General features: G+C 69.9%; 22 protein-coding genes. 7 read left to right on the top strand and 15 right to left on the bottom strand.

Features of this window, described 5'->3' with window-relative positions; genetic code table 11:
* Positions 1-129 precede the first annotated feature (129 nt).
* From ACZ1DY_RS03235 to ACZ1DY_RS03215, 5 genes are all read right to left on the bottom strand, one after another.
* A complete protein-coding gene (locus ACZ1DY_RS03235; RefSeq protein ID WP_034310672.1) occupies positions 130-1,416 on the bottom strand; it encodes a geranylgeranyl reductase family protein in 1,287 nt (428 codons plus the stop codon).
* Positions 1,413-2,117, bottom strand: a complete 705-nt coding sequence (locus ACZ1DY_RS03230) for a demethylmenaquinone methyltransferase (RefSeq protein WP_257489353.1) — start codon at positions 2,115-2,117, stop codon at positions 1,413-1,415. Before ACZ1DY_RS03230 ends, ACZ1DY_RS03235 begins: the two co-directional genes overlap by 4 nt.
* A 69-nt stretch (positions 2,118-2,186) precedes the next feature.
* Positions 2,187-2,957 (bottom strand): AfsR/SARP family transcriptional regulator, encoded by a 771-nt coding sequence (locus tag ACZ1DY_RS03225; protein WP_257489354.1) that lies wholly within the window; start codon positions 2,955-2,957, stop codon positions 2,187-2,189.
* Between the two features lie 69 nt (positions 2,958-3,026).
* Positions 3,027-4,130, bottom strand: a complete 1,104-nt coding sequence (locus tag ACZ1DY_RS03220) for a glycosyltransferase (protein WP_465483567.1) — start codon at positions 4,128-4,130, stop codon at positions 3,027-3,029.
* A gap of 3 nt (positions 4,131-4,133) precedes the next feature.
* Positions 4,134-5,204 carry a glycosyltransferase family 4 protein gene (locus tag ACZ1DY_RS03215; RefSeq protein ID WP_465483566.1) on the bottom strand — a complete coding sequence of 357 codons (1,071 nt, stop codon included), beginning with the start codon at positions 5,202-5,204 and terminating at the stop codon, positions 4,134-4,136.
* Positions 5,205-5,363: 159 nt separating this feature from the next.
* Between ACZ1DY_RS03215 and ACZ1DY_RS03210 the strand changes: the two genes are divergently transcribed.
* Positions 5,364-6,194, top strand: coding sequence for an inositol monophosphatase family protein (locus ACZ1DY_RS03210; RefSeq protein ID WP_126733241.1), 831 nt, complete (start codon positions 5,364-5,366; stop codon positions 6,192-6,194).
* Positions 6,195-6,499: 305 nt separating this feature from the next.
* Here the strand turns inward: ACZ1DY_RS03210 and ACZ1DY_RS03205 are convergent, their stop codons facing one another.
* The 3 genes from ACZ1DY_RS03205 to menD all read right to left on the bottom strand — a co-directional run bounded on the left by ACZ1DY_RS03205 (position 6,500) and on the right by menD (position 10,277).
* Positions 6,500-6,952, bottom strand: a complete 453-nt coding sequence (locus tag ACZ1DY_RS03205) for a DUF3592 domain-containing protein (protein WP_465483565.1) — start codon at positions 6,950-6,952, stop codon at positions 6,500-6,502.
* A 22-nt stretch (positions 6,953-6,974) separates the two neighbouring features.
* Positions 6,975-8,492: a M1 family metallopeptidase gene (locus ACZ1DY_RS03200; RefSeq protein ID WP_465483564.1), complete on the bottom strand. Its 1,518-nt coding sequence runs from the start codon at positions 8,490-8,492 to the stop codon at positions 6,975-6,977.
* A gap of 108 nt (positions 8,493-8,600) precedes the next feature.
* A complete protein-coding gene (gene menD / locus ACZ1DY_RS03195; RefSeq protein WP_257489358.1) occupies positions 8,601-10,277 on the bottom strand; it encodes a 2-succinyl-5-enolpyruvyl-6-hydroxy-3-cyclohexene-1-carboxylic-acid synthase in 1,677 nt (558 codons plus the stop codon).
* 57 nt (positions 10,278-10,334) lie between these two features.
* On the opposite strand from menD, the gene ACZ1DY_RS03190 reads away from it, so the two are divergent.
* From ACZ1DY_RS03190 to ACZ1DY_RS03175, 4 genes are all read left to right on the top strand, one after another.
* Positions 10,335-11,258: a 1,4-dihydroxy-2-naphthoyl-CoA synthase gene (locus tag ACZ1DY_RS03190; RefSeq protein ID WP_126733237.1), complete on the top strand. Its 924-nt coding sequence runs from the start codon at positions 10,335-10,337 to the stop codon at positions 11,256-11,258.
* A gap of 97 nt (positions 11,259-11,355) precedes the next feature.
* A complete protein-coding gene (locus tag ACZ1DY_RS03185; protein WP_257489360.1) occupies positions 11,356-11,733 on the top strand; it encodes a hypothetical protein in 378 nt (125 codons plus the stop codon).
* A 32-nt stretch (positions 11,734-11,765) separates the two neighbouring features.
* Positions 11,766-12,890: an o-succinylbenzoate--CoA ligase gene (menE, locus tag ACZ1DY_RS03180; RefSeq protein ID WP_465483563.1), complete on the top strand. Its 1,125-nt coding sequence runs from the start codon at positions 11,766-11,768 to the stop codon at positions 12,888-12,890.
* Between the two features lie 306 nt (positions 12,891-13,196).
* Positions 13,197-14,066: a 1,4-dihydroxy-2-naphthoate polyprenyltransferase gene (locus ACZ1DY_RS03175; RefSeq protein ID WP_465483562.1), complete on the top strand. Its 870-nt coding sequence runs from the start codon at positions 13,197-13,199 to the stop codon at positions 14,064-14,066.
* Between the two features lie 220 nt (positions 14,067-14,286).
* Here ACZ1DY_RS03175 and cds1 read toward each other — a convergent pair whose 3' ends face one another.
* From cds1 to ACZ1DY_RS03160, 3 genes are read right to left on the bottom strand one after another with little or no spacing between them, the layout of a single operon-like run.
* Positions 14,287-15,369, bottom strand: coding sequence for an L-cysteine desulfhydrase Cds1 (gene cds1 / locus ACZ1DY_RS03170; RefSeq protein ID WP_126733235.1), 1,083 nt, complete (start codon positions 15,367-15,369; stop codon positions 14,287-14,289).
* Positions 15,366-15,644, bottom strand: coding sequence for a DUF4229 domain-containing protein (locus ACZ1DY_RS03165; RefSeq protein WP_126733234.1), 279 nt, complete (start codon positions 15,642-15,644; stop codon positions 15,366-15,368). Before ACZ1DY_RS03165 ends, cds1 begins: the two co-directional genes overlap by 4 nt.
* An 11-nt stretch (positions 15,645-15,655) precedes the next feature.
* A complete protein-coding gene (locus ACZ1DY_RS03160; RefSeq protein WP_185927119.1) occupies positions 15,656-16,129 on the bottom strand; it encodes an Lrp/AsnC family transcriptional regulator in 474 nt (157 codons plus the stop codon).
* A gap of 249 nt (positions 16,130-16,378) precedes the next feature.
* On the opposite strand from ACZ1DY_RS03160, the gene ACZ1DY_RS03155 reads away from it, so the two are divergent.
* Both ACZ1DY_RS03155 and ACZ1DY_RS03150 read left to right on the top strand, forming a co-directional pair.
* Entirely contained in the window at positions 16,379-16,591 is a 213-nt protein-coding gene (locus ACZ1DY_RS03155) for a BldC family transcriptional regulator (protein WP_005151795.1), read from the top strand.
* Positions 16,592-16,739: 148 nt separating this feature from the next.
* Entirely contained in the window at positions 16,740-16,928 is a 189-nt protein-coding gene (locus ACZ1DY_RS03150) for a hypothetical protein (RefSeq protein WP_125788692.1), read from the top strand.
* Here the strand turns inward: ACZ1DY_RS03150 and ACZ1DY_RS03145 are convergent.
* The 4 genes from ACZ1DY_RS03145 to ACZ1DY_RS03130 form a co-directional block, all read right to left on the bottom strand.
* Entirely contained in the window at positions 16,925-18,259 is a 1,335-nt protein-coding gene (locus tag ACZ1DY_RS03145; protein WP_465483561.1) for a MinD/ParA family ATP-binding protein, read from the bottom strand. The genes ACZ1DY_RS03150 and ACZ1DY_RS03145 overlap by 4 nt on opposite strands.
* Positions 18,260-18,337: 78 nt before the next feature.
* Positions 18,338-19,306, bottom strand: a complete 969-nt coding sequence (ccsB, locus tag ACZ1DY_RS03140; RefSeq protein WP_257489364.1) for a c-type cytochrome biogenesis protein CcsB — start codon at positions 19,304-19,306, stop codon at positions 18,338-18,340.
* Between the two features lie 5 nt (positions 19,307-19,311).
* Positions 19,312-20,811, bottom strand: coding sequence for a cytochrome c biogenesis protein ResB (gene resB / locus ACZ1DY_RS03135; protein ID WP_465485813.1), 1,500 nt, complete (start codon positions 20,809-20,811; stop codon positions 19,312-19,314).
* 74 nt (positions 20,812-20,885) lie between these two features.
* The gene (locus tag ACZ1DY_RS03130; protein ID WP_034310635.1) at positions 20,886-21,659 is read right to left on the bottom strand and encodes a cytochrome c biogenesis CcdA family protein; all 774 of its coding nucleotides are present in this window, start codon (positions 21,657-21,659) and stop codon (positions 20,886-20,888) included.
* Between the last annotated feature and the right edge of the window lie 47 nt (positions 21,660-21,706).

Genomic DNA, 21,706 nt, shown 5'->3' with positions numbered 1-21,706 from the left:
GTCCTGTGACCGATACCACTGCCCGGAGTACCCGTGACTGGTCCAGACGTGTGGAGCCCCAAGCGCGTGAAGGCCCCCTTCCCTCGGCTGAGCCGAGGGAAGGGGGCCTTCACGCGAGTTGCGAGAGCGTCAGCGCGGGGAGGGGGTGGCGCGCGCCAGAGCGGCGATCAGACGGTCGACGCCGTCCCCGCCCTTGGCGTCGTAGCAGCCCGAAAGTCCCTTGTACACCAACGGAAGGATCGAGTTGATGCGCAGTCCGTACTTCGTCGCGGCGTGCATGACCTTCGGCTTCCCGATCAGCTTCGCGAACACGTTGCCGAGCCGGTAGTAGCCGCCCATGAGCTCCGCGACGGCGCGCGGGTAGCCCTCAAGCGCACGCTCGCGCGAAGGGCCTTCGCGGCGGGCCAGCGCCTGCACGACGAACTCCGACGCCAGCTGCGCGGACTCCATCGCGGCCGAGATGCCCTCGCCGTTGAACGGGCTGACCATGCCGCCCGCGTCGCCGAGCAGCAGCAGGCCGTCGCGGTAGTGCGGGGTGCGGTTGAAGCCCATCGGGAGACCGGCGCCGCCGACCTTGCCGATGGCGTTCTCCTCGCGGTAGCCCCATTCCTCGGGCGTCCCGTCGAGCCACTGGCGCAGCAGCGCGCGGTAGTCGGTGCTGCGGAACGCGGCCGACGTCGACAGCATGCCGAGGCCGACGTTCACCGTGCCGTCGCCCAGCGGGAACGCCCAGCCGTAGCCGGGCAGCAGCTTGGGGTCGCGCGGGTCCGAGCGGTCCCACAGCTCCAGGTGGCCCTCGATGAACGGGTCGTCGTGGCGCGGGCTCTTGTAGTACTGCCGCACCGCGACGCCCATCGGGCGCTTCTCGTTCTTCTGGATGCCGACGCTCAGCGCGAGCCGCGCGGAGACGCCGTCGCAGGCCAGTACCAGCGGAGCGCGGTAGCTCACCGGCGTCTTCTCCGGGCCGACCTTCGCCTCGACGCCGATCACGCGGCCGGTGGGGCTGGTGATGGCGCCCGTGACGGTGGTGCGCTCGTAGAGCCGCGCGCCCGCCTTGACCGCGGTCTTCGCGAGCAGGTCGTCGAAGTCCTGACGGGTCCGCGAAACGCCGTACGGCGGGTAGCTGGTCAGGTCCGGCCAGTCGAGCTCCAGCGTGAGCTCGCCGGTGAGGATCCGCAGGCCGCGGCTGTGCACCCAGCCCGCGTCCTCGCTGGTGTCGATCCCCAGGTCGATGAGCTGCTTGACGCCGCGCGGGGTCAGACCGTCGCCGCACACCTTCTCGCGCGGGAACTCGGTCTTCTCCAGCAGCAGCACGTCGACGCCCGCGCGGGCGAGGTACGTGGCGGCGGTGGAGCCGGCCGGTCCGGCACCGACGACGATGACTTCGGCGTCGTGGTCAGCATTGCGACGGGTCATGCGCGCGAGTTTACGGATGGCTTCTTCGCGCGGTGGATGGCGACGACGCCGAACGTGAGGTTCAGCCACTCCACCTCGGTCCACCCGGCGCTCGCGATGATCTCGCCCAGCGTCCGCTGATCCGGCCACGCGAGCATGGATTCGGCCAGGTAGGAGTAGGCCTCGGGGTTCGACGAGGTCCTAGCTCCGACCCAGGTGAGCAGCTTCGCGATGAACTTCCGGTGCAGGAACCGGATCGGGCCGAATGTGGGCGTCGACACCTCGCAGATCACCAGACGGCCGCCCGGTTTGACCACGCGCGCGATCTCGGTGAGCGCGGCCTTGGTGTCGACGAAGTTCCGCAGCGCGAGCGAGATGGTCACCGCGTCGAAGCTCTCGTCGGCGAACGGCAGCTTCATCGCGTCCGCGGCCACCATCGGGACGCCGCGGTGCTTACCCGCCTTGAGCATGCCGACCGAGAAGTCCGCCGCGAGGCACCACGCGCCGTTGCGCGCGTACTCGACCGTGGACACGCCGGTGCCCGCCGCGAGGTCCAGCACCTTCTCGCCGCGTTTGGCGTCCAGCACCCGGCCGGTGATGGTGCGCCAGCGGCGGTCGAAGCCGAAGGTCATGAACGAATTCGCGCGGTCGTAGCCGTCCGCGACGTCGTCGAACATGGCGGCGACTTCGTGCGGATCCTTGTCAAGACTCGCTCGGGACATACCTCGAACCCTAACCCCGGAGTTCTGAGACAGGTCACCCAAGCGGGAGCAAAGCGACGCGCCGTAGGTTCACCTGGCCCGGTGAAGCAACGCCGGGGCACGGTGCGCACCGGCCCCCGCGACCTCGCCGGCGAGGATCCTCCGCTCCAGCAACCGCAGTTCCGGCCCCGGTTCGAGGCCGAGCTGATCGACCGAGATCCGGCGCGCACGCCGGTACGCCGCCAGCGCGTCGGACGTGCGCCCGGCTCGCCAAAGAGCGTCCATCAGGAGGTACTGGGCACGCTGCCGCAGCGGGTTCCGCCGCACCAGATCCGCCAGCTCGACGGCCGCGCTCGCGTGCCGCCCGAGGTCCAGTTCGGCCTGGTAGAGCTCTTCGAGCAGGACCAGCCGGTGCTCCGAGAGACGCATCGTCTCGTCCGAAAGCAGCGGGACGTCCAGGCCTTCGTAGGGCGCGCCGTGCCAGTGCGTGAGGGCCTGCCGGATCAGCGAGGCGCGCTGCGCGGGGTCCGCGGCCTTCAACGCTTGGCCCGCCAGCGTCTCGAAGGTCTCGACGTCGAGTTCGCCGGGATGGACCTCCAAGCGGTAGCCGCCGTTGTCGAAGGCGAGCCGATCGCCTTCAGGCAGGGCCTGCCGCAGCTTGTGGACGTGCCAGTGCAGCTTCGGCACCGCGCGCGGCTCCCACTTGCTGTCCCACAGCGCCTCGGTGAGCACGTTCACCGGGACGAAGGTGTTCGCGCGGACCAGCAGCACGCCGAGGAGCGTTCTCCTCATCCGGCCGTGCAGCGGGACCGACCGCGATCCGGAAGAGATGCTGAACGTGCCCAGTACTTCGAACCTCACGTGCCGTCCTCTCGCTCGATGGCGTGAGGGGACGATGAATGCCCGTTGTACAAAATGGATACAAAGTGATCAGGCGAGCGCGGAGAGCATTCCCTGTACCGATCGTGGCCAGGCGAATTCCTCCGCTCGCGCCCGCGCCGCCGCCCGCCGCGCGTCCTCGGGGCGCTCCAGGAGACCGGTGACGGCGCCCGCGAACGCCGGGGCGAGATCGTCGACGGCCTCGCCGCAGCCGGGTCGCACGATCTCCCGCAGCGCGGACGACGCCGAAACCACCACCGGAGTGCCCGAAGCGAGCGCCTCCAGCGCCGCGAGTCCGAACGTCTCGTGTGGACCGGGCGCGAGGGAAACGTCGGCGCTGGCCAGCAGCCGCGCGACGTCGCCGCGTCCGGACAGGAACCCGAGGAAGGTCACCGGAAGCCCGCGCGCCCGCCGTTCCAGCGCACGCCGCCGAGGGCCGTCGCCGGCGATCACCAGCCGCACGCGGTGCCCTGCTTCGGTCAGCTCGGCGACGGTGTCCACGCTGCGCTCGACGTGTTTCTCCGGCGACAGGCGTCCACAGTGGACGATCAGCGCGTCGGCGTCCCCGGTCAGCGTGTGCCGCCAGCCGTCGTCGCGCCGGGCCGGGGTGAACGTCGCGAGGTCGACACCGAGCGGGACACGGCGCACGTTCGGTGCGGCGATCCGGTCGAATTCCGCGCGGGCGAACGCCGTCGTGCAGACGACCGTGTCGTAGCGGCGCGCCATCCGCCGGTTCGCGACGTCGGCGACGCGCCGCGCGACGGGTTCCGGCATGAGGAACTGCTCCAGCAGCCTGTCCAGCCGCTCATGCGAGATCACCATGCTGGGCACGCCGTTGCGCCGCGCCCAGACGCCCATGCCGCGCAAGGTCAGCCTGTCGGACACTTCCAGCCTGTCGGGCTCCAGACGTTCCAGCACCGCGCGCACGCGATGCGGATCGACCGCGCGGTAGCCGCCGGTGCCCGGGATCCGCGGTGCGGGAAGGGAAAACCGGCGGACGCCCGAGGGCAGCGTCTCGTCCGCGTAGCGCCGCCCAGGCACCACGAGGGTCACTTGATGGCCGCTCGCCACATATCCGGCGCCGAGGTGGTGCAGGGCCGTGCGGAGCCCGCCCGAGCGTGGTCCGTAGAAGTTGGCCAGCTGGACGATGTGCATTGGTCAGGCCGCGCGCGCGACTTTGCCCTGGACGGCCTCGTAGTGGCCGACCAGTTCGTGGCAGACGGCGGGCCAGGTCCGGCCCAGCACGACCTTGCGCGCCTTCTCCCCCAGCCTGGCGCGCAGTGCTTCGTCGCGCAGGTCGTTGACCTTGTCCACCAGTGCCGTCGCGAACCCGGCCCGGTCGGCGGGCAACAGGTATCCCGTGCGGCCGGGCAGGACCAGATCCTTCGGGCCGCCCGCGTTCGGCGCCAGCACCGGCAGCCCGGACGCCATCGCCTCCTGGATGGCCTGGCAGAACGTCTCGTGCGGTCCTGTGTGGACGAACACGTCGAGGCTCGCGTACGCGGCGGAGAGCTCTTCGCCGTAGCGGGCGCCGAGGAACGCCGCGCCCGGGATCCGTTCGCGCAGCATCGGCAGCTCCGGCCCGTCACCGACGACGACCACGCGGATCCCGTCGACCCCGGCGAGCGCGGTCAGCCGTTCGACCTCCTTCTCGGGCGCGAGCCTGCCGACGAAACCGACCAGCAGTTCACCGTTCGGCGCCAGCTCGGCGCGCAACGCGGGATCGGCGTGGACCGGGGAGAACCGCTCGATGTCGACGCCGCGCGCCCAGCGGTGCACTCGCGGGATCCCGTGCAGTTTCAGCTGATCCACCGAGTCCGTCGACGGCGCGAGCGTGCGGTCGGCCCGCGAGTGCAGGCGGCGCACCCAGCGCCAGGCCGCGCGGGCGGCGATACCGAAGCCGTACGCGGCGGCGAAACCGGCGATGTCGGTCTGGTACACCGCGACACACGGCACCCGCAGCCGCCGGGCCGCGGCGAGCCCGCGGGCGCCGACCACGAACGGCGACGCCAGATGCACCACGTCCGGCCCGAAATCGGCCAGTGCGGTGAGCACCGTCCTGGTCGGCACGCCGACCGGGAGGGAGTTCACGCCGGGGAAATCGAGGGCGGGAATGCGCACGACCGGGGCGCCGAGGTACTCCACGGGACCCGGCCCGGGGGCGATGATCAGCACGTCGTGCGCGCGGTCGCGGAGGTGTTCCACGACGCGGAGCACGGAGTTGGTCACGCCGTTCACCTGGGGCAGGAAACTTTCGGTGACTATCGCGACTCGCACGCGGATCACTGTCGCATCCGGTTGTGACACCCACGCCAACAAAAACGGAACAGACGACATGTCATCTCAAGGTCGTGTTCCGTAAACCAGGCTCGGCCACACTAGTCAGGCATGACCCTCCTGTCGTCTAGGCCGCCTCAGCCCGTCGAGCCCGGGCTGGTGTCGAGGGCCCTCGAAGTGGCCGGGCGGCTGGCCAACGACGCGACCGACGTGATCACCGCGACCGCGGGCCGGGGCGCCCAGCCCGATCCGAAGGACTCGCCCTTCGACTGGGTCACCGACACCGACCGGATCCTCGAACGCCACACCCGGCGCGTGCTGACCGCGGAATTCCCCGGTATCCCCGTCGTCGGCGGTGAATTCGGTGCCGACCACGGTGCCGACGTCGCGGAATACCGCTGGGTGGTCGACCCGGTCGACGGCACCGCGAACTACGTCGCCGGGGTGCCTTGGTGCGCGTACAGCCTCGCCCTGATCGACGCTTCGGGCCCGGTGGTCGGCGTGGTCGCGGACCCGTACCGCGCCCAGATCTACGCCGCCGCCCGCGGCCGCGGCGCGCGGGCGAACGGCAAGCCGATCACGCTCACCGACCGATGCGGGACCGCCGGCGCGATCGTCTGCACGGAACTCACGCGCAAGGGTGTCTGGCCCGGGATGGGCCAGTTCATCGAACGGGCCGCCGCCGCGCACGCCGGCGTCCGGGTGCTCGGCTCGGCGGCGCTGGCGATCGCGCAGGTCGCGCTGGGGCACGCGGCCGCGGCGGTGCTGCACAGCTACCGCGAATGGGACGTCGCCGGATCGGTCGCGCTGGCCATCGAGGCGGGTGCCGTGGTCCTGGACCGGCACGGGGAAGGGACGGCCCTGCCCGTCGACGCCCTGCTGGTCGCGGCACCGGGGGTGGCCGACGAGGTCCTGGGCTGGTGGCAGGAGTCGGTGGGCTGAGTTACGCCTCCAAGCACGCGAGTTACGTCTCCAAGCACGCGAGTTACGCCCCTGATCACGCGAGTTCGCCTTCCGATCACGCGAGACGTCCGTTCAATCACGCGAGTCGTCCATCTGATCACGTGAGTGCGCCGTCTGATCACACGTGTTCGCCGGTGCCGCGCGGCAAGCTCGCGCGACTGAGCACGGAACTCACGTGATTGGGCGCGAGATTCGCGTGATTGGGGGCGTAACTCACGTGATTGGGGACGTAACTCGCGTGATTGGGGGCGTAACTCGCGTGATCAGAGGGACGACACGCGTGATCAGACGGACGACTCGGCGAGCGAGCGCCGGTAGGCCAGCCGTTGCCCCCGGATCCACCAAAGGAGCGGGCCGGCGATCAGCCAGGTGAAGAAGATCATGCTCCCCAGCGGCAGCAGTGTGTTCGCCGCCGAGCGCCCGGCCACCCGGGCGAGTTCCGGGTCGCCGACGTCGTACTCGATGTTCACCAGCTGCCCGGCGGCCAGGCCCGAGGGGTAGAGCACCCCGTTGGCCGGGCTGTGCATGATGCCGTCGGGGGTCGCGTAGTTGATGATCGTGCGGTCGAAGGCCACCGACTCGACCTGCGCGGTCGCCTGCCCGAGCTCCGCTTCGATCGCGCTGTCGTTCCGGATGGCGGCGAACAGCAGCGAGACGCCGAGCACGGTGACGAGTGAGGCGACAACGAGGGCGGCATACCACCCGATGCGCCTCACCCGCTCCGCTTTGGCCGTCACGCCGCGAGCGTATCGCTACCCGTCAGTGGGCGTGTCGCTCGGCGAGGAATTCATGGGTCGCCTTGATCTGCGGGTACGACTTCGGTGCGACCGGGGCCACAGCGGCCCGCAATGCCGCCTGCGCACCGTTCGGGCCCACGGCGGGCTTGCCCTTGGTGTACAGCCACGTCTGGAACAGGTCGTACAGCGGCTTGCCCGAGATCCGCTCCGCGAGCGCGATGAACTCCGGGATCACCGCCGACTTGGCCTTCTTCACCTGCTGCCAGGTCTGCAGGATCCGGAAGAACGTGTCGTCGCCCACGGCCTTGCGCAACGCGTGCACCGCGAGCGCGCCGCGGTCGTAGACGGCCGCGTCGAACTGGTTGTCCGCACCGGGGTCGGCGGGCAGGACCTGCCAGAACGGGTCCTCGGCCGGAATCGAGTCGTAGATGTACTGGGCGAGTTCGTCGGCTGTGCCCTCGCCGCTCTCCTCCGACCACAGGAACTCGCCGTAGGAGGCGAAGCCCTCGTTCAGCCAGATCTCGCTCCACTTGCCGAGCGTGACGCTGTCTCCGAACCATTGGTGCGCCTGCTCGTGCGCCACGATCGAGGTGTTGGAGCCGCTCCGGAAGGCCCTGGCGCCGTACACCGGCCGGGTCTGGTTCTCCAGCGCGAAGGTGATGCCGGTGGTGACGACGCCGCCCTGCGCCTCGAACGGGTAGGGCCCGAACTTCGAGGCGAGGAATTCGGTGATCTCCGGCGTCCGCTCGATGCTGGCCTTGGCCGCGCCGAGCGATTCGCCGAGGTCGGCGCCGTAGGCGGTGATGAACGGCTTGCCGTCCGGCGTGGTCTGCTCGTTCACCTCGAACTTGCCGACCTCCAGCGACGTGAGGTACGTCGCCTGCGGTTTGGTGCTGCGCCAGTTCCAGCGCGTCCAGCCGGGCCGCTGCACCGTCTTGCGGACGAGCGTGCCGTTCGACAGCGCGGCGACGTCGTTCGGGACCTCGACCGAGACGTCGTAGGTGGCCAGGTCGGTCGGGTGGTCGTTGGACGGGAACCACCAGGCCGCGCTCTGCGGCTCGTCGACGGCCAGCGCGCCGTCCGGGGTCTTCTTCCAGGCGGTGAAGCCGTCGATCTTCACCTTCGACGGGGTGTCCGCGTAGGCGACGACGACGGTCGCCGTCTGGCCCTTCTTCAGCGGCGAGGCCGGCGTGACGGTGAGCTCACCGGTGCCGTCGGTCGACGTCGCGAACTTCGCGGGCCGGTTGTTGACCCGGACGCTCGACACCTTCAGCCCGAAGTCGAGGTTGAACGCCGAGAGGTCCTGCGTCGCGGTGAGCAGGATCGTCGTGGCGCCAGACAGCAGGTCGGTGGCGGGCTGGTAGGTCAGGCGGAGGTCGTAGTGACCGACGTCGTAGCCGCCGTTCCCGGCGTGCGGGTAGTACGGGTCGCCGATGCCGATCGAGCCGGGCGCGGGTGCGGCGGCCGCGCTGCCGGCGAGCAGCACCGAGACGACGCACGCGGTCAATCCGGCGAAGCCGGCGCGAGTCTTCAAGCGCATTGCGAATCCTCCCAGGATTTGTCAGCGCGCTCGAACGTAGCCAGCCGATCGACGCGGAGACACGTCCGAAGGAGGGGTTCCTAGCCTCTGGACTGAGATCAAAATCGGCTAGACAGCGCGTACGGCCGACGACACCGCCGTACGGAGGCGCGCGTGCAGCTCGCGGTGACGCGTTCGGTCCACGCGGACCTCCACCACGCGCAGCCCCGGCGCGGGCTTGAGCGCCGCGCGGAACTCGGTGAGCGTCTCGGCGACGACGTGCGGCACGCGGTAACCGGCGCACAGGGCACCGAGGTCGGCGCCGTGCGGCGTGCCGAAGACCCGCTCGAAGCTGGCGTTGTGCTCGGGCGCCCCCTGCTCCAGCAGGGAGAAGATGCCGCCGCCGTCGTCGTTGAGCACCACGATCGTCAGGTCGGGGCGCTGTTCGGCGGGCCCGGTCAGCAGGCCGCTCGCGTCGTGCAGGAACGTCAGGTCGCCGAGCAGGGCGTACGAATGTCCCCTGTGGACGGTCGCGGCGCCGATCGCGGTCGACACCATGCCGTCGATCCCGGCGACGCCGCGGTTGCGGTGCACGAGGACGTCGGGCCGCAGGCGTCCGGCGAGGGCGACGTCGCGGGTCGGGTTGGACGAGCCGACGACCAGCAGCGACCCCTCCGGGACCGCGTCGACCAGCTCGGTCGCCAGGCGCAGCCCGCTCGGCCACGGCTCGTCGGCCAGCGCTTCGGTGACCGCCCCCGCCGCCGCCTTGTCCGCGCGCTGCCAGCTCGCGAGCCACTCCGGATCGGCCGGTTTGGTCGGCTCGTCGAACCACTGGCCGACCTGGCGGACGTTGTGCGCGGGCGCGGGCCAGTCCGAATCGGGCCGGACCAGCAGCACCTCGACGTCCGGATCGGACAGCACCCGCTGGACCTGCCGGAACACCGTCGGACGCCCGATGCACAGGACCTGCTCGGGTTTGTGCCGCGAGATGAACTCCTCGACGCCGAGCAGCCAGGCGCCGGACGAGATCGCGGTCGCGCCCGCCATCCCGATGCCGCCGGTCTCCGAGACGACCGGCCAGCCGTGCAGCTCGGCCCACTCGCTGGCCGCCTGCACGCCGGTGTCACACGCGATGACCAGGCCGTGGCGGGCCGAGGGCACCACGAAAGAGGGAAGCGCGCCGAAGTCCGGGAGCTCCGTCCAGCGAGCGCCGTCGGGACGCCCTTCGAGTGACTCGTACCACTCGCCGTCATCGTCGAGATCGGGCACGAGCGGCTCGCGGAACGGGATGTTCAGGTGCACCGGCCCGCAGCGCCATTCGCCGTACGCGGCGTTCCAGGCGCGGCAGATCTGGCCACGCCAGTACGAGTTCTGCCCGGCGCGGCGTTCGGCGACGGCGAGCTCGTCGAAGTAGCGGATGGCGTTGCCGTAGAGCTGGTGCTGGTCGATGACCTGGCTCGCGCCGGCGGCCCGCATCTCGGGCGGCCGGTCGGCGGTCAGCACGATCAGCGGGACCCCGGCGCGGTCGGCCTCCAGCACAGCGGGGTGGAAGTTCGCGGCCGCGGTGCCCGAGGTGCACAGCACCGCCACGGGGCGGCCGGTGCGCGCGGCGATGCCGAGGGCGAGGAATCCGGCGCCGCGTTCGTCGATGCGGACGTGCAGCTGGAGGCGCCCGGCGGCCGCCGCGTCGTACAGCGCGATCGACAGCGGGGCGTTGCGTGAGCCCGGGCAGAGGACGACGTGCGAGACGGTGTTGCGGACGAGTTCGTCGACGATGACCCTGGCCTGCGCGGTGGAAGGATTCACCGGCAGACCTCGGGTTTCACACTACGACTCACGGCCACACGTCCTATTCTCCCAAACGTGGATGACGCCCAGGTTTCCGAGCTGTTCGACCCCGCCTTGTGGACCGAGGTCGAAGGTTTCGACTTCACCGACATCACCTATCACCGCTCCTCTGAGAGCCGCTCAGGCAAACGTGTCGTACGTGTCGCGTTCGACCGTCCCGAGGTCCGCAACGCCTTCCGCCCGCACACCGTCGACGAGCTCTACCGCGCGCTCGACCACGCGCGGATGAGCTCGGACGTCGGGTGCGTCCTGCTCACCGGCAACGGCCCTTCGCCGAAGGACGGCGGCTGGGCGTTTTGTTCCGGTGGTGACCAGCGTATTCGCGGACGCTCCGGGTATCAGTACGCGGAAGGGGAGACCTCCGACACGATCGATCCCGCCAGGGCCGGACGGCTGCACATCCTCGAGGTCCAGCGGCTGATCAGGTTCATGCCGAAGGTGGTCATCGCCGTGGTCCCCGGCTGGGCGGCCGGTGGCGGGCACTCGCTGCACGTGGTGTGCGACCTCACGCTCGCCTCGGCCGAGCACGCGCGCTTCAAGCAGACCGACGCCGACGTCGGCTCCTTCGACGGCGGCTACGGCTCGGCGTACCTGGCCAAGCAGGTCGGGCAGAAGTTCGCGCGGGAGATCTTCTTCCTCGGCCGCGAGTACACCGCCGAGCAGATGCAGGCGATGGGCGCGGTCAACTCCGCCGTCCCGCACGCGAAGCTCGAGGCCGAGGCGCTGGACTGGGCGTGGACGATCAACGGCAAGTCGCCGACGGCGCAGCGGATGCTGAAGTACGCGTTCAACCTCACCGACGACGGTCTGGTCGGCCAGCAGCTCTTCGCCGGCGAAACCACCCGGTTGGCGTACATGCAGGACGAGGCCGTCGAGGGCCGCGACTCCTTCCTGGAGAAGCGCTCCCCCGACTGGTCGGCCTTCCCGTACTACTACTGACCCTTTTCGACCAGGCGAAAAGGCCTGGAGCAGGGAGTTCGGCGGCGCTTACGTTTCCCCTCGAAAGCGAAACCCGACTATTTCGAGGGGACCAACGATGAAGAAGTCACTCCGAAGAGCTGCTCTGGCGCTGCCGGGCGTCGTCGCGGCGGGGCTGCTCGGCGTCGGCGGGGTCGCCGACGCGGCACCCGCCGACCCGGTGCAGACCCTGAGCTGTAGCCACGGGCACTCGAACAAGGACAGCGGTGAAGGCCGGACGAAGGAGAGGATGCGTTACCGCTCCGGCCCGCACACCAACTGCTCCTCGTACGGGTGGGTCGCCGGGGGCACGCTGATCTACTACCACTGCTACACGACCGGCACCGAAGTCAACGGCAACCCTTTCTGGACCTGGGGCCGGATCGCGGGCACGCAGAAGCAAGGCTGGTTCTCCGACCACTACCTCAGTGACGGCGGCGCCACGAAGCACTGCTGAGCCGAGTGTCCTTTCGGCGTTAGCCTGGCGGGATGCGTGCGGTAGGGGTGGACGGGAGTCCAGGGTCGATCGTCGAGCTGACCGCGGCACTGGCCGAGGCGCTCGACGGCGGCCCCGCCGTCCTCCCCTACTCGTCGGAGCCCCTGCGGGACGCGATGGAGCCGATGCGCCCGGCCGAGCCCGGGACGGCGGTGATCATCGCCACCTCAGGCTCCACCGGTGAGCCGAAGGGGGTCCTGCTGTCGGCGTCGGCGCTCACCGCGTCGGCTCACGCGACCCACAAGAGGCTCGGCGGGCCGGGCCACTGGCTGCTCGCGACCCCGGCGCACTACATCGGCGGGCTCCAGGTGCTGGTGCGCTCACTGCTGGCCGGGACGACGCCGTCCGTGCTGCACGCCTCCGGTTTCCGGCCGGACGACTTCGCCGAAGCCGCCGCACCGCTGCTGTCCCTGGACGGGCCGCGCTACACCGCGCTCGTGCCGACCCAGCTCGGGCGGCTGCTCGACGCGGGCGGCCCCGGCCTGGCGGCGGCGCGCGCCTTCGACGCGATCATCGTCGGCGCCGCGGCGACGACGGCGGATCTCCGCGAGCGCGCCGCCGAAGCGGGCGTGAAGATCGTGCCCGCGTACGGCATGAGCGAGACCGCGAGCGGCTGCGTCTACGACGGTGTACCGCTGGACGGAGTACGCGTCGAACTCGAGGACGAGCGGGTCTGTATCACGGGTGACGTCCTCGCGCACGGCTACCGGCTGCGCCCCGGCCTGACCGCGGAGGCCTTCGAGGACGGCCGGTTCCGCACTTCCGACCGGGGCCGGTGGACGACCGACGGGCGGCTGGAGATCCTCGGGCGGATCGACGACATGATCAACACCGGCGGGGTGAAGGTGGCCGCCGCGGCCGTCGAGCGGATCTTGACCGCCCAGCCCGGAATCCGGGACGCGTGCGTGGTCGGAGTGCCCGACCCCGAGTGGGGCGAAGCCGTCGTCGCGCTCGTCGTCGGCGCTGGTTGCGACGTCGAATCGCTGCGTGCCGCGTGCCGCGAAGAGGCCGGTGCGGCCGCCGCTCCGAAGCGGGTCGAATTCGCCGAAGAGCTCCCTTTGCGGGGCCCCGGGAAGGTCGACCGGGCGGCCGTCAGGAATCTCCTACGAAGGTCGTGAATTCCCCACCGATTACCGGGACGTTGTTGACACAGTCATTACCCGCGGGTTTACGTCTACTTATGACGCGCTGGACACGCACAGTATTGGCCTGCACCGCCGTCACGATGGGACTGGTCGCTTTGGCCGGGCCCGCGCTGGCGGACGAACCGGAGACCGCCGTTCCGAACAGCGGCACGCTCACCTGGACCCTGGAAGACACGATCGACGACCTCAAGTAGCGCGACTCGTCACCTGCTCGCGAGGGCGCGGGCAGGTGACGAGCCCCGCATACCGGCCGGTAGTGGCCAGGGCCAGAATGGCGGCATGGCGACTGCTGGTGAATGGATCGAAGGGGCGCGCCCGCGGACGCTGCCCAACGCGGTGGCGCCGGTGGTCGCCGGAGTCGGCGCGGCAATCGCGCTCGACGGCTTCTCCTGGACCCGCTCGATTCTCGCGCTGCTCGTCTCGCTGGCGCTGATCGTCGGTGTCAACTACGCCAACGACTATTCCGACGGCATCCGCGGCACCGACGAGAACCGCGTCGGCCCGCTGCGGCTGGTCGGCTCCGGAGTCGCGAAGCCGAAGGCCGTCCTGACAGCCGCTCTCGTGGCCCTCGGGCTCGCCGGAGTCCTCGGGCTCGTGCTCGTCGCGATCAGCGGCCTGTGGTGGCTGCTGGCGATGGGCGCGGTCTGCATCCTCGGCGCCTGGTTCTACACCGGCGGCAAAAAGCCTTACGGCTACTACGGTTTCGGCGAGATCGCGGTCTTCGTCTTCTTCGGGCTGGCCGGCGTACTGGGCACTGTGTACGTCCAAGCCGGACAGCTCAGCTGGACCGCGCTCGGCTGCGCGGTCGCCGTCGGCTCGTTTTCGACCGGCGTGCTGACCGCCAACAACCTCCGCGACATCCCGACCGACATCGAGTCCGGCAAGCGCACGCTCGCGACCCGGCTCGGTGATGGCGGCACCCGCCGGCTTTACCTGGTGCTGGTCGCGGTGCCGTACGTCGTGAGCGTGCTGCTCGCCTTCGTGACGCCGTGGGCGCTGCTGGGGCTGCTGACCGCGCCGCTGCTGCTGAAGTCGGTCAAGGCCGTCGGCGGCGGGGCGCAGGGGCGGGCGCTGATCCCGGCGTTGCGGGACACCGGGTTCGCGATGCTGGGGTGGGCGGTGCTGACCGCGGTGGCGCTGGCGCTGTGAGCCTGGCGCTGTGAGCCTGGCGCTGTGAGGCGTCACCGGACCTTTGATACGGGACTGTGTGGATTTCGGGGCGTTGGATGACCCGAAATCCACACAGTGCGGCGCGAAAGGTCCGGTCACGCGTCTTCCGTGCTTGCACGGGCACCACCTGGTGTCGCGAAAGCCACTTTCGGGACACCAGACGTCGCGAAAGTGGCTTTCGCGACACCACCCGAAGCCCTCAGGCCTCCGGGGCGAGCTTCCCGCTCACCAGGAACTCCCGGTACTTCTCCAGGTAAGGCGCGATGTCGATGTTCTTCTGCGCCAGCCAAGCGTCGTCGTAGTACGTGTTGGCGTACCGTTCCCCGCCGTCGCACAGCAGTGTGACGACGCTGCCCGCCTGGCCTTCCGAGACCATCCGCGAGATCAGTGTGAAAGCGCCGAAGAGGTTCGTCCCGGTCGAGCCGCCGGCCCAGTGCCCGGTCCGCTCGCGCAGCACGCGGATGGCCGCCAGCGAAGCGGCGTCGGGGACCTGGAACATCTCGTCGATCACGCCGGGCACGAACGACGGCTCGACGCGCGGCCGCCCGATTCCCTCGATCCGCGAAGGCATGCCGGTGCTGTAGTCGAGCGCCCCGGTCTGCCAGGCGCCGAAGAACGAAGAGTTCTCCGGGTCGACGACGGCGATCTTCGTGGTGTGCCGCTTGTAGCGCACGTAGCGGCCGAAGGTCGCGCTCGTGCCGCCGGTCCCGGCGCCGACGACGATCCACGCCGGCACGGGGTGCCGCTCGGACTGCATCTGCGCGTACACCGATTCGGCGATGTTGTTGTTCCCGCGCCAGTCCGTCGCGCGCTCCGCGTAGGTGAACTGGTCGAGGTAGTGGCCGTTGCACTCCGAAGCGAGCCGCTCGGCCTCGGGATACATGTCCGGCGCGCGGTCGACGTAGTGGCATTCGCCGCCGTAGAACTCGATGAGCGCGATCTTCTCCGGCGACGTGCTGCGCGGCACCACGGTGATGAACCGCAGCCCGAGCATCCGCGCGAAGTACGCCTCCGAAACCGCCGTCGAACCGCTGGACGCCTCGACGAGCACGGTGTCCGGCCCGATCTGGCCGTTCACCAGACCGTAAAGGAACAGCGAACGCGCGAGCCGGTGCTTGAGCGAGCCGGTCGGGTGGACGGACTCGTCCTTCAAGTACAGGTCCACGCCCCATTCCGGGGGCAGCGGGAAGACGTGGAGGTGCGTGTCGGCGCTGCGGTTCGCGTCGGCCTCGATGATGCGGACGGCTTCGCGGACCCAGCTGCGGCTGTGCAGGAGGCTCACGCGGCACCGTCCACCCGGTCGCCGCGCAGCTGCGAGCGCAGCTCGGCACGGGCGCGGGCGCGTTTTTCGTTGCGGCGGGCGAGCCCGGCGGTCACGCGCGCGTTCAGCGGGCGGAACAGCAGCAGGCCCAGCGGCAGCCCCACGACCAGGCCGATCACCAACGCGACCAGCAGCGGGACGTTGGCCAGCAGCAACCCGCCTGCGATGACCCCGACCAGGACGAACCTGGCCAGCACGTACAGCGTCAGGTCACGGGGCAGGTGATTATCGCTCACACCAACGCAGGCTACGCGTTGCCGTCGCGGCCGTCGTCCAGGCCCGCGTTGTTGGGCCGTCCTTCGAAGCGGGTGGAGAGCACGACGGTGGTGTTCGTGCGGCCGACGCCGGGGATCCGCCGCAGCCTGCCGAGGGTCCGCTCCAGATCATCGACGGTCGCCACCCGCACCTTGACGACGAAGGCCTCGTCGCCCGCGACGGCGTAGCAGCTTTCGACCTCGTCCAGCGCCCCGAGCGCCTCCGCGACGTCGTCCTCGGTCGCGGTGTCGGTGGGGTGGATGCCGACCAGCGCCGTCACCCCGAGTCCGACCGTGCTCGGGTCGACCATGGCGTGGTAGCCGGTGATCACGCCGGCGGCCTCGAGTTTGCCGACGCGTTCGTGCACTGATGAAGCCGAGAGTCCGACAGACCGGCCGAGGTCGGCGTAGGTAGCCCGCCCGTTCTCCCGTAATGCCGCGATGATCTTCCGATCCACCTGGTCCACCGCTACACCTTAGGTGCCACGGCCCGATTCGCGTGATCAGGGCGCGTTTTCATACATCCGTGACAAGACCGCGGGGCCGGAACGCGTATGTCGCGGTTGTCGGTTTTGACCTTTAAGGGCTCTTTACCTATGGACAACCGTTCGAGTACCTGACGGGTGAGATGCAACGATTGCCGCGTTGGCTACCCGGCACGACGGGCATCGGGCCCGCCCTCCGGTTTAGCACTGGAACCGTGAAGGAGGCGGAAAATGACCGCGACCATGGGCGGCAGGTTGCTCACCCCCGGCGAAGTGGCGGCTCTGTTCCGGGTCGACCCCAAGACCGTGACCCGCTGGGCGACCGCGGGCCGGATCGGCTCGATCCGCACTCCCGGCGGGCACCGCCGGTTCCGCGAGGCCGAGGTGAACGAACTCCTCGCCGAGCTCACCACCGACGCCAGCGAGCCCGCCCGCAAGGTCTGAGCAGGCATTTCCCTCAAATAGGACTCCAGTGACGAAGGGCCCGTAACCGCCCTTCGTCACATTGGGGTATCCATGAGTCCCCCCACGCGCGGCAAAGGGGCTAGCCTCGTGGGACTGAGGAACGTCCTCCACGCGGAAGGGACCGAGCATGATCTATCTGCTCGCGGCCATCGGAGCGCTCACCGTCGCCGTGGTCTTGTGGCGCGCGTTCGGGATCGAGCGTGTCGGGGTGCCCTCGTCGCGACCGACACTGGCCCCGGACGACGACCCCGACTTCCTGCGCAAGCTCGGTGAGCAGCAGCGCAAGGGTAAAGACGAGGACAAAGGTAAAGACTAGGCCTGGATCGGCTGGTACGGCTGGCCACCGAAGCCGTCGGCGACGGTGGCCGCCAGTTCCAGCAGCGCCAGCCTGGTGTCCGCGTCGAGCCGGTCCAGTTCGATCTCCGCGCCCTCTTCCAGGTGCGGGTCGAACGGGATACGGCACACCGATCGGACGCGCGCGCCGAAGTGCGCGGACAGCTTGTCGAGATCGACGGAGCCGCCCTTCGGCCGCACCGAGTTGATCACCGCGACGGACCGTTTGACCAGGTCGCCGTAGCCGTGCGCCTCCAGCCAGTCGAGCGTGGCCGACGCACTGCGCGCCCCGTCGACGGAGCCGGAGGAGACCACCACCAGCGCGTCCGCGACGTCGAGGACGCCCTTCATCGCCGAGTGCATCAATCCGGTCCCGCAGTCGGTGAGCACGATGTTGTAGAAGTGCTCCAGCAGGTTGACCGTGCGCCGGTAGTCGTCCTCGGAGAAGGCCTCCGAAACCGCCGGGTCCTGCTCGCTGGCGAGGATCTCCAGGCGGCTCCCGCCCTGTGAGGTGTACGAACGGACGTCGCTGTACCTGGTGATCTTGTCCGCGTCCCGCAGCAGGTGCCGGACGGTCGCGGTGGTCTCGATCGGAATCTTCTGCGACAGCGTCCCGCGGTCCGGGTTCGCGTCGACGGCGACGACGCGGTCACCGCGCAGCGACGCGAACGTCGAGCCCAGGGTGGTCGTCGTGGTGGTCTTGCCGACGCCGCCCTTGAGGCTCAGCATCGCGATCTTGTAGCACCCGCGCAGCGGCTGGTTGATCTGCGCGATCAGCTCCCGCTTACGCGTGTCCTTGGGGCTTTCGCCCGGGTTGACCAGCTTGCCGGTGCCCACGTAAAGCGCCTTGCGCCAGCCCGACTGCGGCTTGCGCTTCTGCGGCTTCACCAGGCTCGCGGTGGCGAGTTCGTCCGGGAGCGCGTGCCTGCCCTGCGGCTGCGGAAGCCCCGGCACCGCCTGCTGCGGCTGCGCGTACTGCTGCTGGGGCGGGTACTGGGCGGCCTGCTGCGGCGGCGCCTGCTGGGGCTGCTGAGGGTGCAGCGGCGGCAGGTTCTGGTCGTAGGGCTGCTGGTACTGCCCTTGCGACGGCTGCGGCAGCGGCTGCTGCTGGGGAGCGGGCTGCTGCTGCTGCGGATACTGGGCCTGCTGGGGCGGATACTGCGGCTGCACGACCTGAGTCGGCTCGGCCTCGAAACCCCCCGCGGTCGGATGCGGCGCCGAATCCGTCCGGTCCTCGGAGAACAACTCCGAGGGCTGGACGCTCTCGGTCGGTTCGGGGTGGCCAGGAGCCGATTCTTCGCTGGGTCCGGTCACCGCTGAATTCCTCCTCCGCGCACGTCTACCCCCATACCTCAGTATTGACGGTAGTCGTCGCGCGCGCAGAGGCGGCGGTCAGCCCCCGGCGTAGGAGTGCAGACCCGACGTCACCAGGTTCACGAAGAACATGTTGAAGATCGTCGCGGAGAAACCGACGATGTTGATGATCGCGGCCCGCTTCCCACGCCAGCCCGCGGTCGCGCGGGAGTGCAGGTACGCCGCGTAGACGACCCACGCCACGAAGGCGACGGTCTCCTTGGGGTCCCAGCCCCAGAACCGGCCCCACGCCGCCTCGGCCCACACCGCGCCGCAGAGCACGCCGAAGGTGAAGATCGGGAAGGCGAAGATGGTGGTGCGGTAGGCGATGCGGTCGAGCACGTCCGCCGCGGGCAGCTTCGGGCCGAACTTGGCGAACTTCGCCGGGTTGTCGTCGTGGGCGGCGCGGAACAGGTAAAGGACGCTCGCGACACCCGGCACCAGGAAGACACCGGAGCCGATGATCGCCGCGGAGACGTGGATGATCAGCCAGTACGACTGGAGCGCGGGCTGCACCGGCGCGGCCGTCGTGTACAGCATGGTGCCGTTGACGAACATCAGGATCACCACCGGCAGCAGCAGGAAGCCGGTGAGGTGGCGGACCGGGAACTTCCGCATGATGACGATCCAGGTCACGACGGCGATGAAGGTCGTCGCCATGCCGTATTCGTAGAGGTTGCCCCACGGCGCGCGGTGCACGGCGAGCCCGCGCAGCACGATCGCGGCCAGGTGCAGCAGCGCGGCCAGCACCAGCAGCGCGGCGCCCATGCGGCCGATGCGCTCGGGGCGGCCGACCTCGCGCGGGGCCTCGACGGGCGTCCCGTATGCCGGCGGACCGCCGGCGCCGACCAGTTCGCGCGCCTTCTGTTTGCTGCGCTCGGCCGCCAGACGGCCCTTCGCACCGAAGCCCTGCTCGACGAGGGCGAACATCAGCGCGAGGACGTAGATCGCCGCCGCGGTGGTGTAGGAGTAGTCGCTGTACTGGGACAGCGTCTCGTTGATCGGCATGACCTCTAGTTGCCTCTCTGCCCCTGGACCAGCTTGTCGCTGATCCGCTGGAACTCTTCGCCGTAGCCCGCCTGATCGGTGCGCGCCAGCCCGGCGACCTCGATCACGGTACCCGGCTCACCTTCGCGCGCCGGGGTCACCCGGACCCACACCCGGCGCCGTTTGACCAGCAGCGATCCCGCCAGCCCGATCAGCATCGCGACCGCGCAGACCAGCACCCAGCCCTGCACCGGATCGTGCGAGACCTGGATGGCGACCCATTCCTGGACGCCGTCGAAGCGGACCTTCGTGCCGTCGTCCAGCACGGTCTCCTGGCCCTGGTCGAGGTTCTGCCGCGTGAGCTTCTTGAGCCTGCCGTCCGCGACGAGCGACTGGTCGATCTGGAAGATCGACTGCCCGCGGCCGGCGTCGAGGCCGAGGTCGCCGCGGTAGATGTCGACGGCCACGGCCGGCTTGTTCGCCTCGGGCCGCGACGACGTCAGCACGTTGCCGTGCATGAACGCGGTCGGCGCGAGGAGGCCGGTGATCGCGAGCTGGCGGGTGCGGCGTTCGATCGGGTCGGTGATGCCGGGCTGGTCGATCTTCGTCGCGCCTTCGGAGAGCTTCGTCGGCTCGTCGGCGGGACGCCACGGAGTGATGTTGGTGCGCACGGTGCCGTCGGGGAAGGTCACGGTGAACTTCGGGGAGTAGCCGAAGTTCAGCAGGTAGACGCGGTCGCCAGCGGTGCGCAGCGGCGAGTTGACCTCGAGCCCGTACGGCTTCCACGCGCCAGTCTGCAGGTCTTCACCGGACTGGTACTCCATGTTGGAGTGGTAGTAGTTCGCCTGGCCGGACTCGGTGTAGCGCGCCTCGAAGTCCTTGAGGCGGATGCAGAACGCGTTGAGGTCGGTGCCGTCGACGCGCAGCCCGGCGTTGAAGGTGTCGTAGCCGAGGATCCCGGAGTTGCACCACGGGCTGCCGTCGGCCTGGACGATGACCTGGCCTTCGTAACCGAACAGCTTGCCCAGCGCGAAGAAGATGATCAGGCCGAGCATGCCGAAGTGGAAGACGAGGTTGCCGGTCTCGCGGAGGTACCCGCGTTCGGCGGAGATGCTCCGGCTTCCGTCGGCCTCTTCGCGCTCGACACGGCGCCAGCCCTTGAGCAGCGTGTGCGTGTCCGTCAGGACCGTCTCGGGAGTCCGGTCGGTCGTGGTGGACACGTGATGCGGCATCCGCGAGAGCTTGCGCGGCGTGAGCACCGGCTTCGCGCGCATCGCCTTCGCGTACTCGAAGCTGCGCGGCGCGAGGCAGCCGATGAGCGAGACCATCAGCAGGATGTAGATCGCCGAGAACCAGACGCTGCCGTAGACCTCGAAGAACTGAAGGCGGTCGAGCAGTTCGCCCCACCAGCCGTGCGCGGCGATGTACTCGTCGGTCTTGGCGACGTTGAGGTTCCGCTGCGGCAGCAGGGCGCCGGGCATCGCGGCGAGCGCGAGCAGGAACAGCAGCACCAGCGCGGTGCGCATCGACGTCAGTCCTCGCCAGGTGTTGCGCAGGAAGGCGAAGGCGCGCTTGAGCGGCGTCGGGCGGTATCGAGTGGTCACAAGGGCAGCCTGATGTCGTTCACGAGGGTGTTGCGGATCCAGCCGGTCAGGTCGCCCCACAGTCCGGTCACCAGCAGGACGCCGACGACCAGCAGCAGGACACCGCCGAAGACCTGCACCTGGCGGCCGTGGCGGCGCAGCCAGTCGGTGGCGCGGACGGCCCAGCGGGCGCCGAACGCGATGATGAGGAACGGCAGACCGAGGCCGAGGCAATAAACCAGGATCAGCACGTACCCGCGCGCCGCCGCCCCGCCGGTGGCGCTGGCCATCGACATGACCGCGGACAGCGTCGGGCCGATGCACGGCGTCCAGCCGAGCCCGAAGACCGCGCCGAGCACCGGCGCGCCCCAGAGCCCGCCGCGCGGAACGTGGTGCGAGCGGAACTCGCGCTGCAGGCCCGGGATCCAGCCGAGGAAGACCAGCGCCATCGCGATGGTCAGCACGCCGCCGAGGCGCTGGAGGAGGTCCATGTTGAGCTGGACGACGTCGGCGATCCACACCAGCGTCCCCAGCGTCACCACGAAGACGACGGTGAACCCGAGCACGAACAGCGCCGCCGCGCCGACGACGGCGTAGCGGCCCTTCTTGCGCCCCTCGTCGGGGCTGACCGCGGGGGCGTCCGCGCCGACCAGCGCCGCCAGGTACGCGAGGTACCCGGGCACCAGCGGCACGACGCACGGCGACGCGAAGGAGATCGTCCCGGCCAGCAGCGCCACGCCCGCCGCGAGCAGCAGCGGCCCTGAGAGCGCCAGCTCGGTAACACCGTTCACGCAAAGGAGCGTAGGCAGTGTGGTCGGCGTGAAAGCGCCGGGGCTGG

The sequence above is a fragment of the Amycolatopsis sp. PSD-21 genome (assembly GCF_055561455.1).
The sequence above is the reverse complement of the archived record's forward strand: the minus strand, read 5'-3'. Positions and strand labels throughout refer to the sequence as shown.

What these genes read in the sequence shown, in the direction of transcription:
- ACZ1DY_RS03235 (WP_034310672.1), bottom strand. Translation starts at nt 1,416, where the DNA reads ATGACCCGTCGCAATGCTGACCACGACGCCGAAGTCATCGTCGTCGGT.
- ACZ1DY_RS03230 (WP_257489353.1), bottom strand. Translation starts at nt 2,117, where the DNA reads ATGTCCCGAGCGAGTCTTGACAAGGATCCGCACGAAGTCGCCGCCATG.
- ACZ1DY_RS03220 (WP_465483567.1), bottom strand. Translation starts at nt 4,130, where the DNA reads ATGCACATCGTCCAGCTGGCCAACTTCTACGGACCACGCTCGGGCGGG.
- ACZ1DY_RS03210 (WP_126733241.1), top strand. Translation starts at nt 5,364, where the DNA reads ATGACCCTCCTGTCGTCTAGGCCGCCTCAGCCCGTCGAGCCCGGGCTG.
- ACZ1DY_RS03200 (WP_465483564.1), bottom strand. Translation starts at nt 8,492, where the DNA reads ATGCGCTTGAAGACTCGCGCCGGCTTCGCCGGATTGACCGCGTGCGTC.
- ACZ1DY_RS03185 (WP_257489360.1), top strand. Translation starts at nt 11,356, where the DNA reads ATGAAGAAGTCACTCCGAAGAGCTGCTCTGGCGCTGCCGGGCGTCGTC.
- menE (WP_465483563.1), top strand. Translation starts at nt 11,766, where the DNA reads ATGCGTGCGGTAGGGGTGGACGGGAGTCCAGGGTCGATCGTCGAGCTG.
- ACZ1DY_RS03175 (WP_465483562.1), top strand. Translation starts at nt 13,197, where the DNA reads ATGGCGACTGCTGGTGAATGGATCGAAGGGGCGCGCCCGCGGACGCTG.
- ACZ1DY_RS03155 (WP_005151795.1), top strand. Translation starts at nt 16,379, where the DNA reads ATGACCGCGACCATGGGCGGCAGGTTGCTCACCCCCGGCGAAGTGGCG.
- ACZ1DY_RS03150 (WP_125788692.1), top strand. Translation starts at nt 16,740, where the DNA reads ATGATCTATCTGCTCGCGGCCATCGGAGCGCTCACCGTCGCCGTGGTC.
- ccsB (WP_257489364.1), bottom strand. Translation starts at nt 19,306, where the DNA reads ATGCCGATCAACGAGACGCTGTCCCAGTACAGCGACTACTCCTACACC.
- resB (WP_465485813.1), bottom strand. Translation starts at nt 20,811, where the DNA reads ATGCGCACCGCGCTGGTGCTGCTGTTCCTGCTCGCGCTCGCCGCGATG.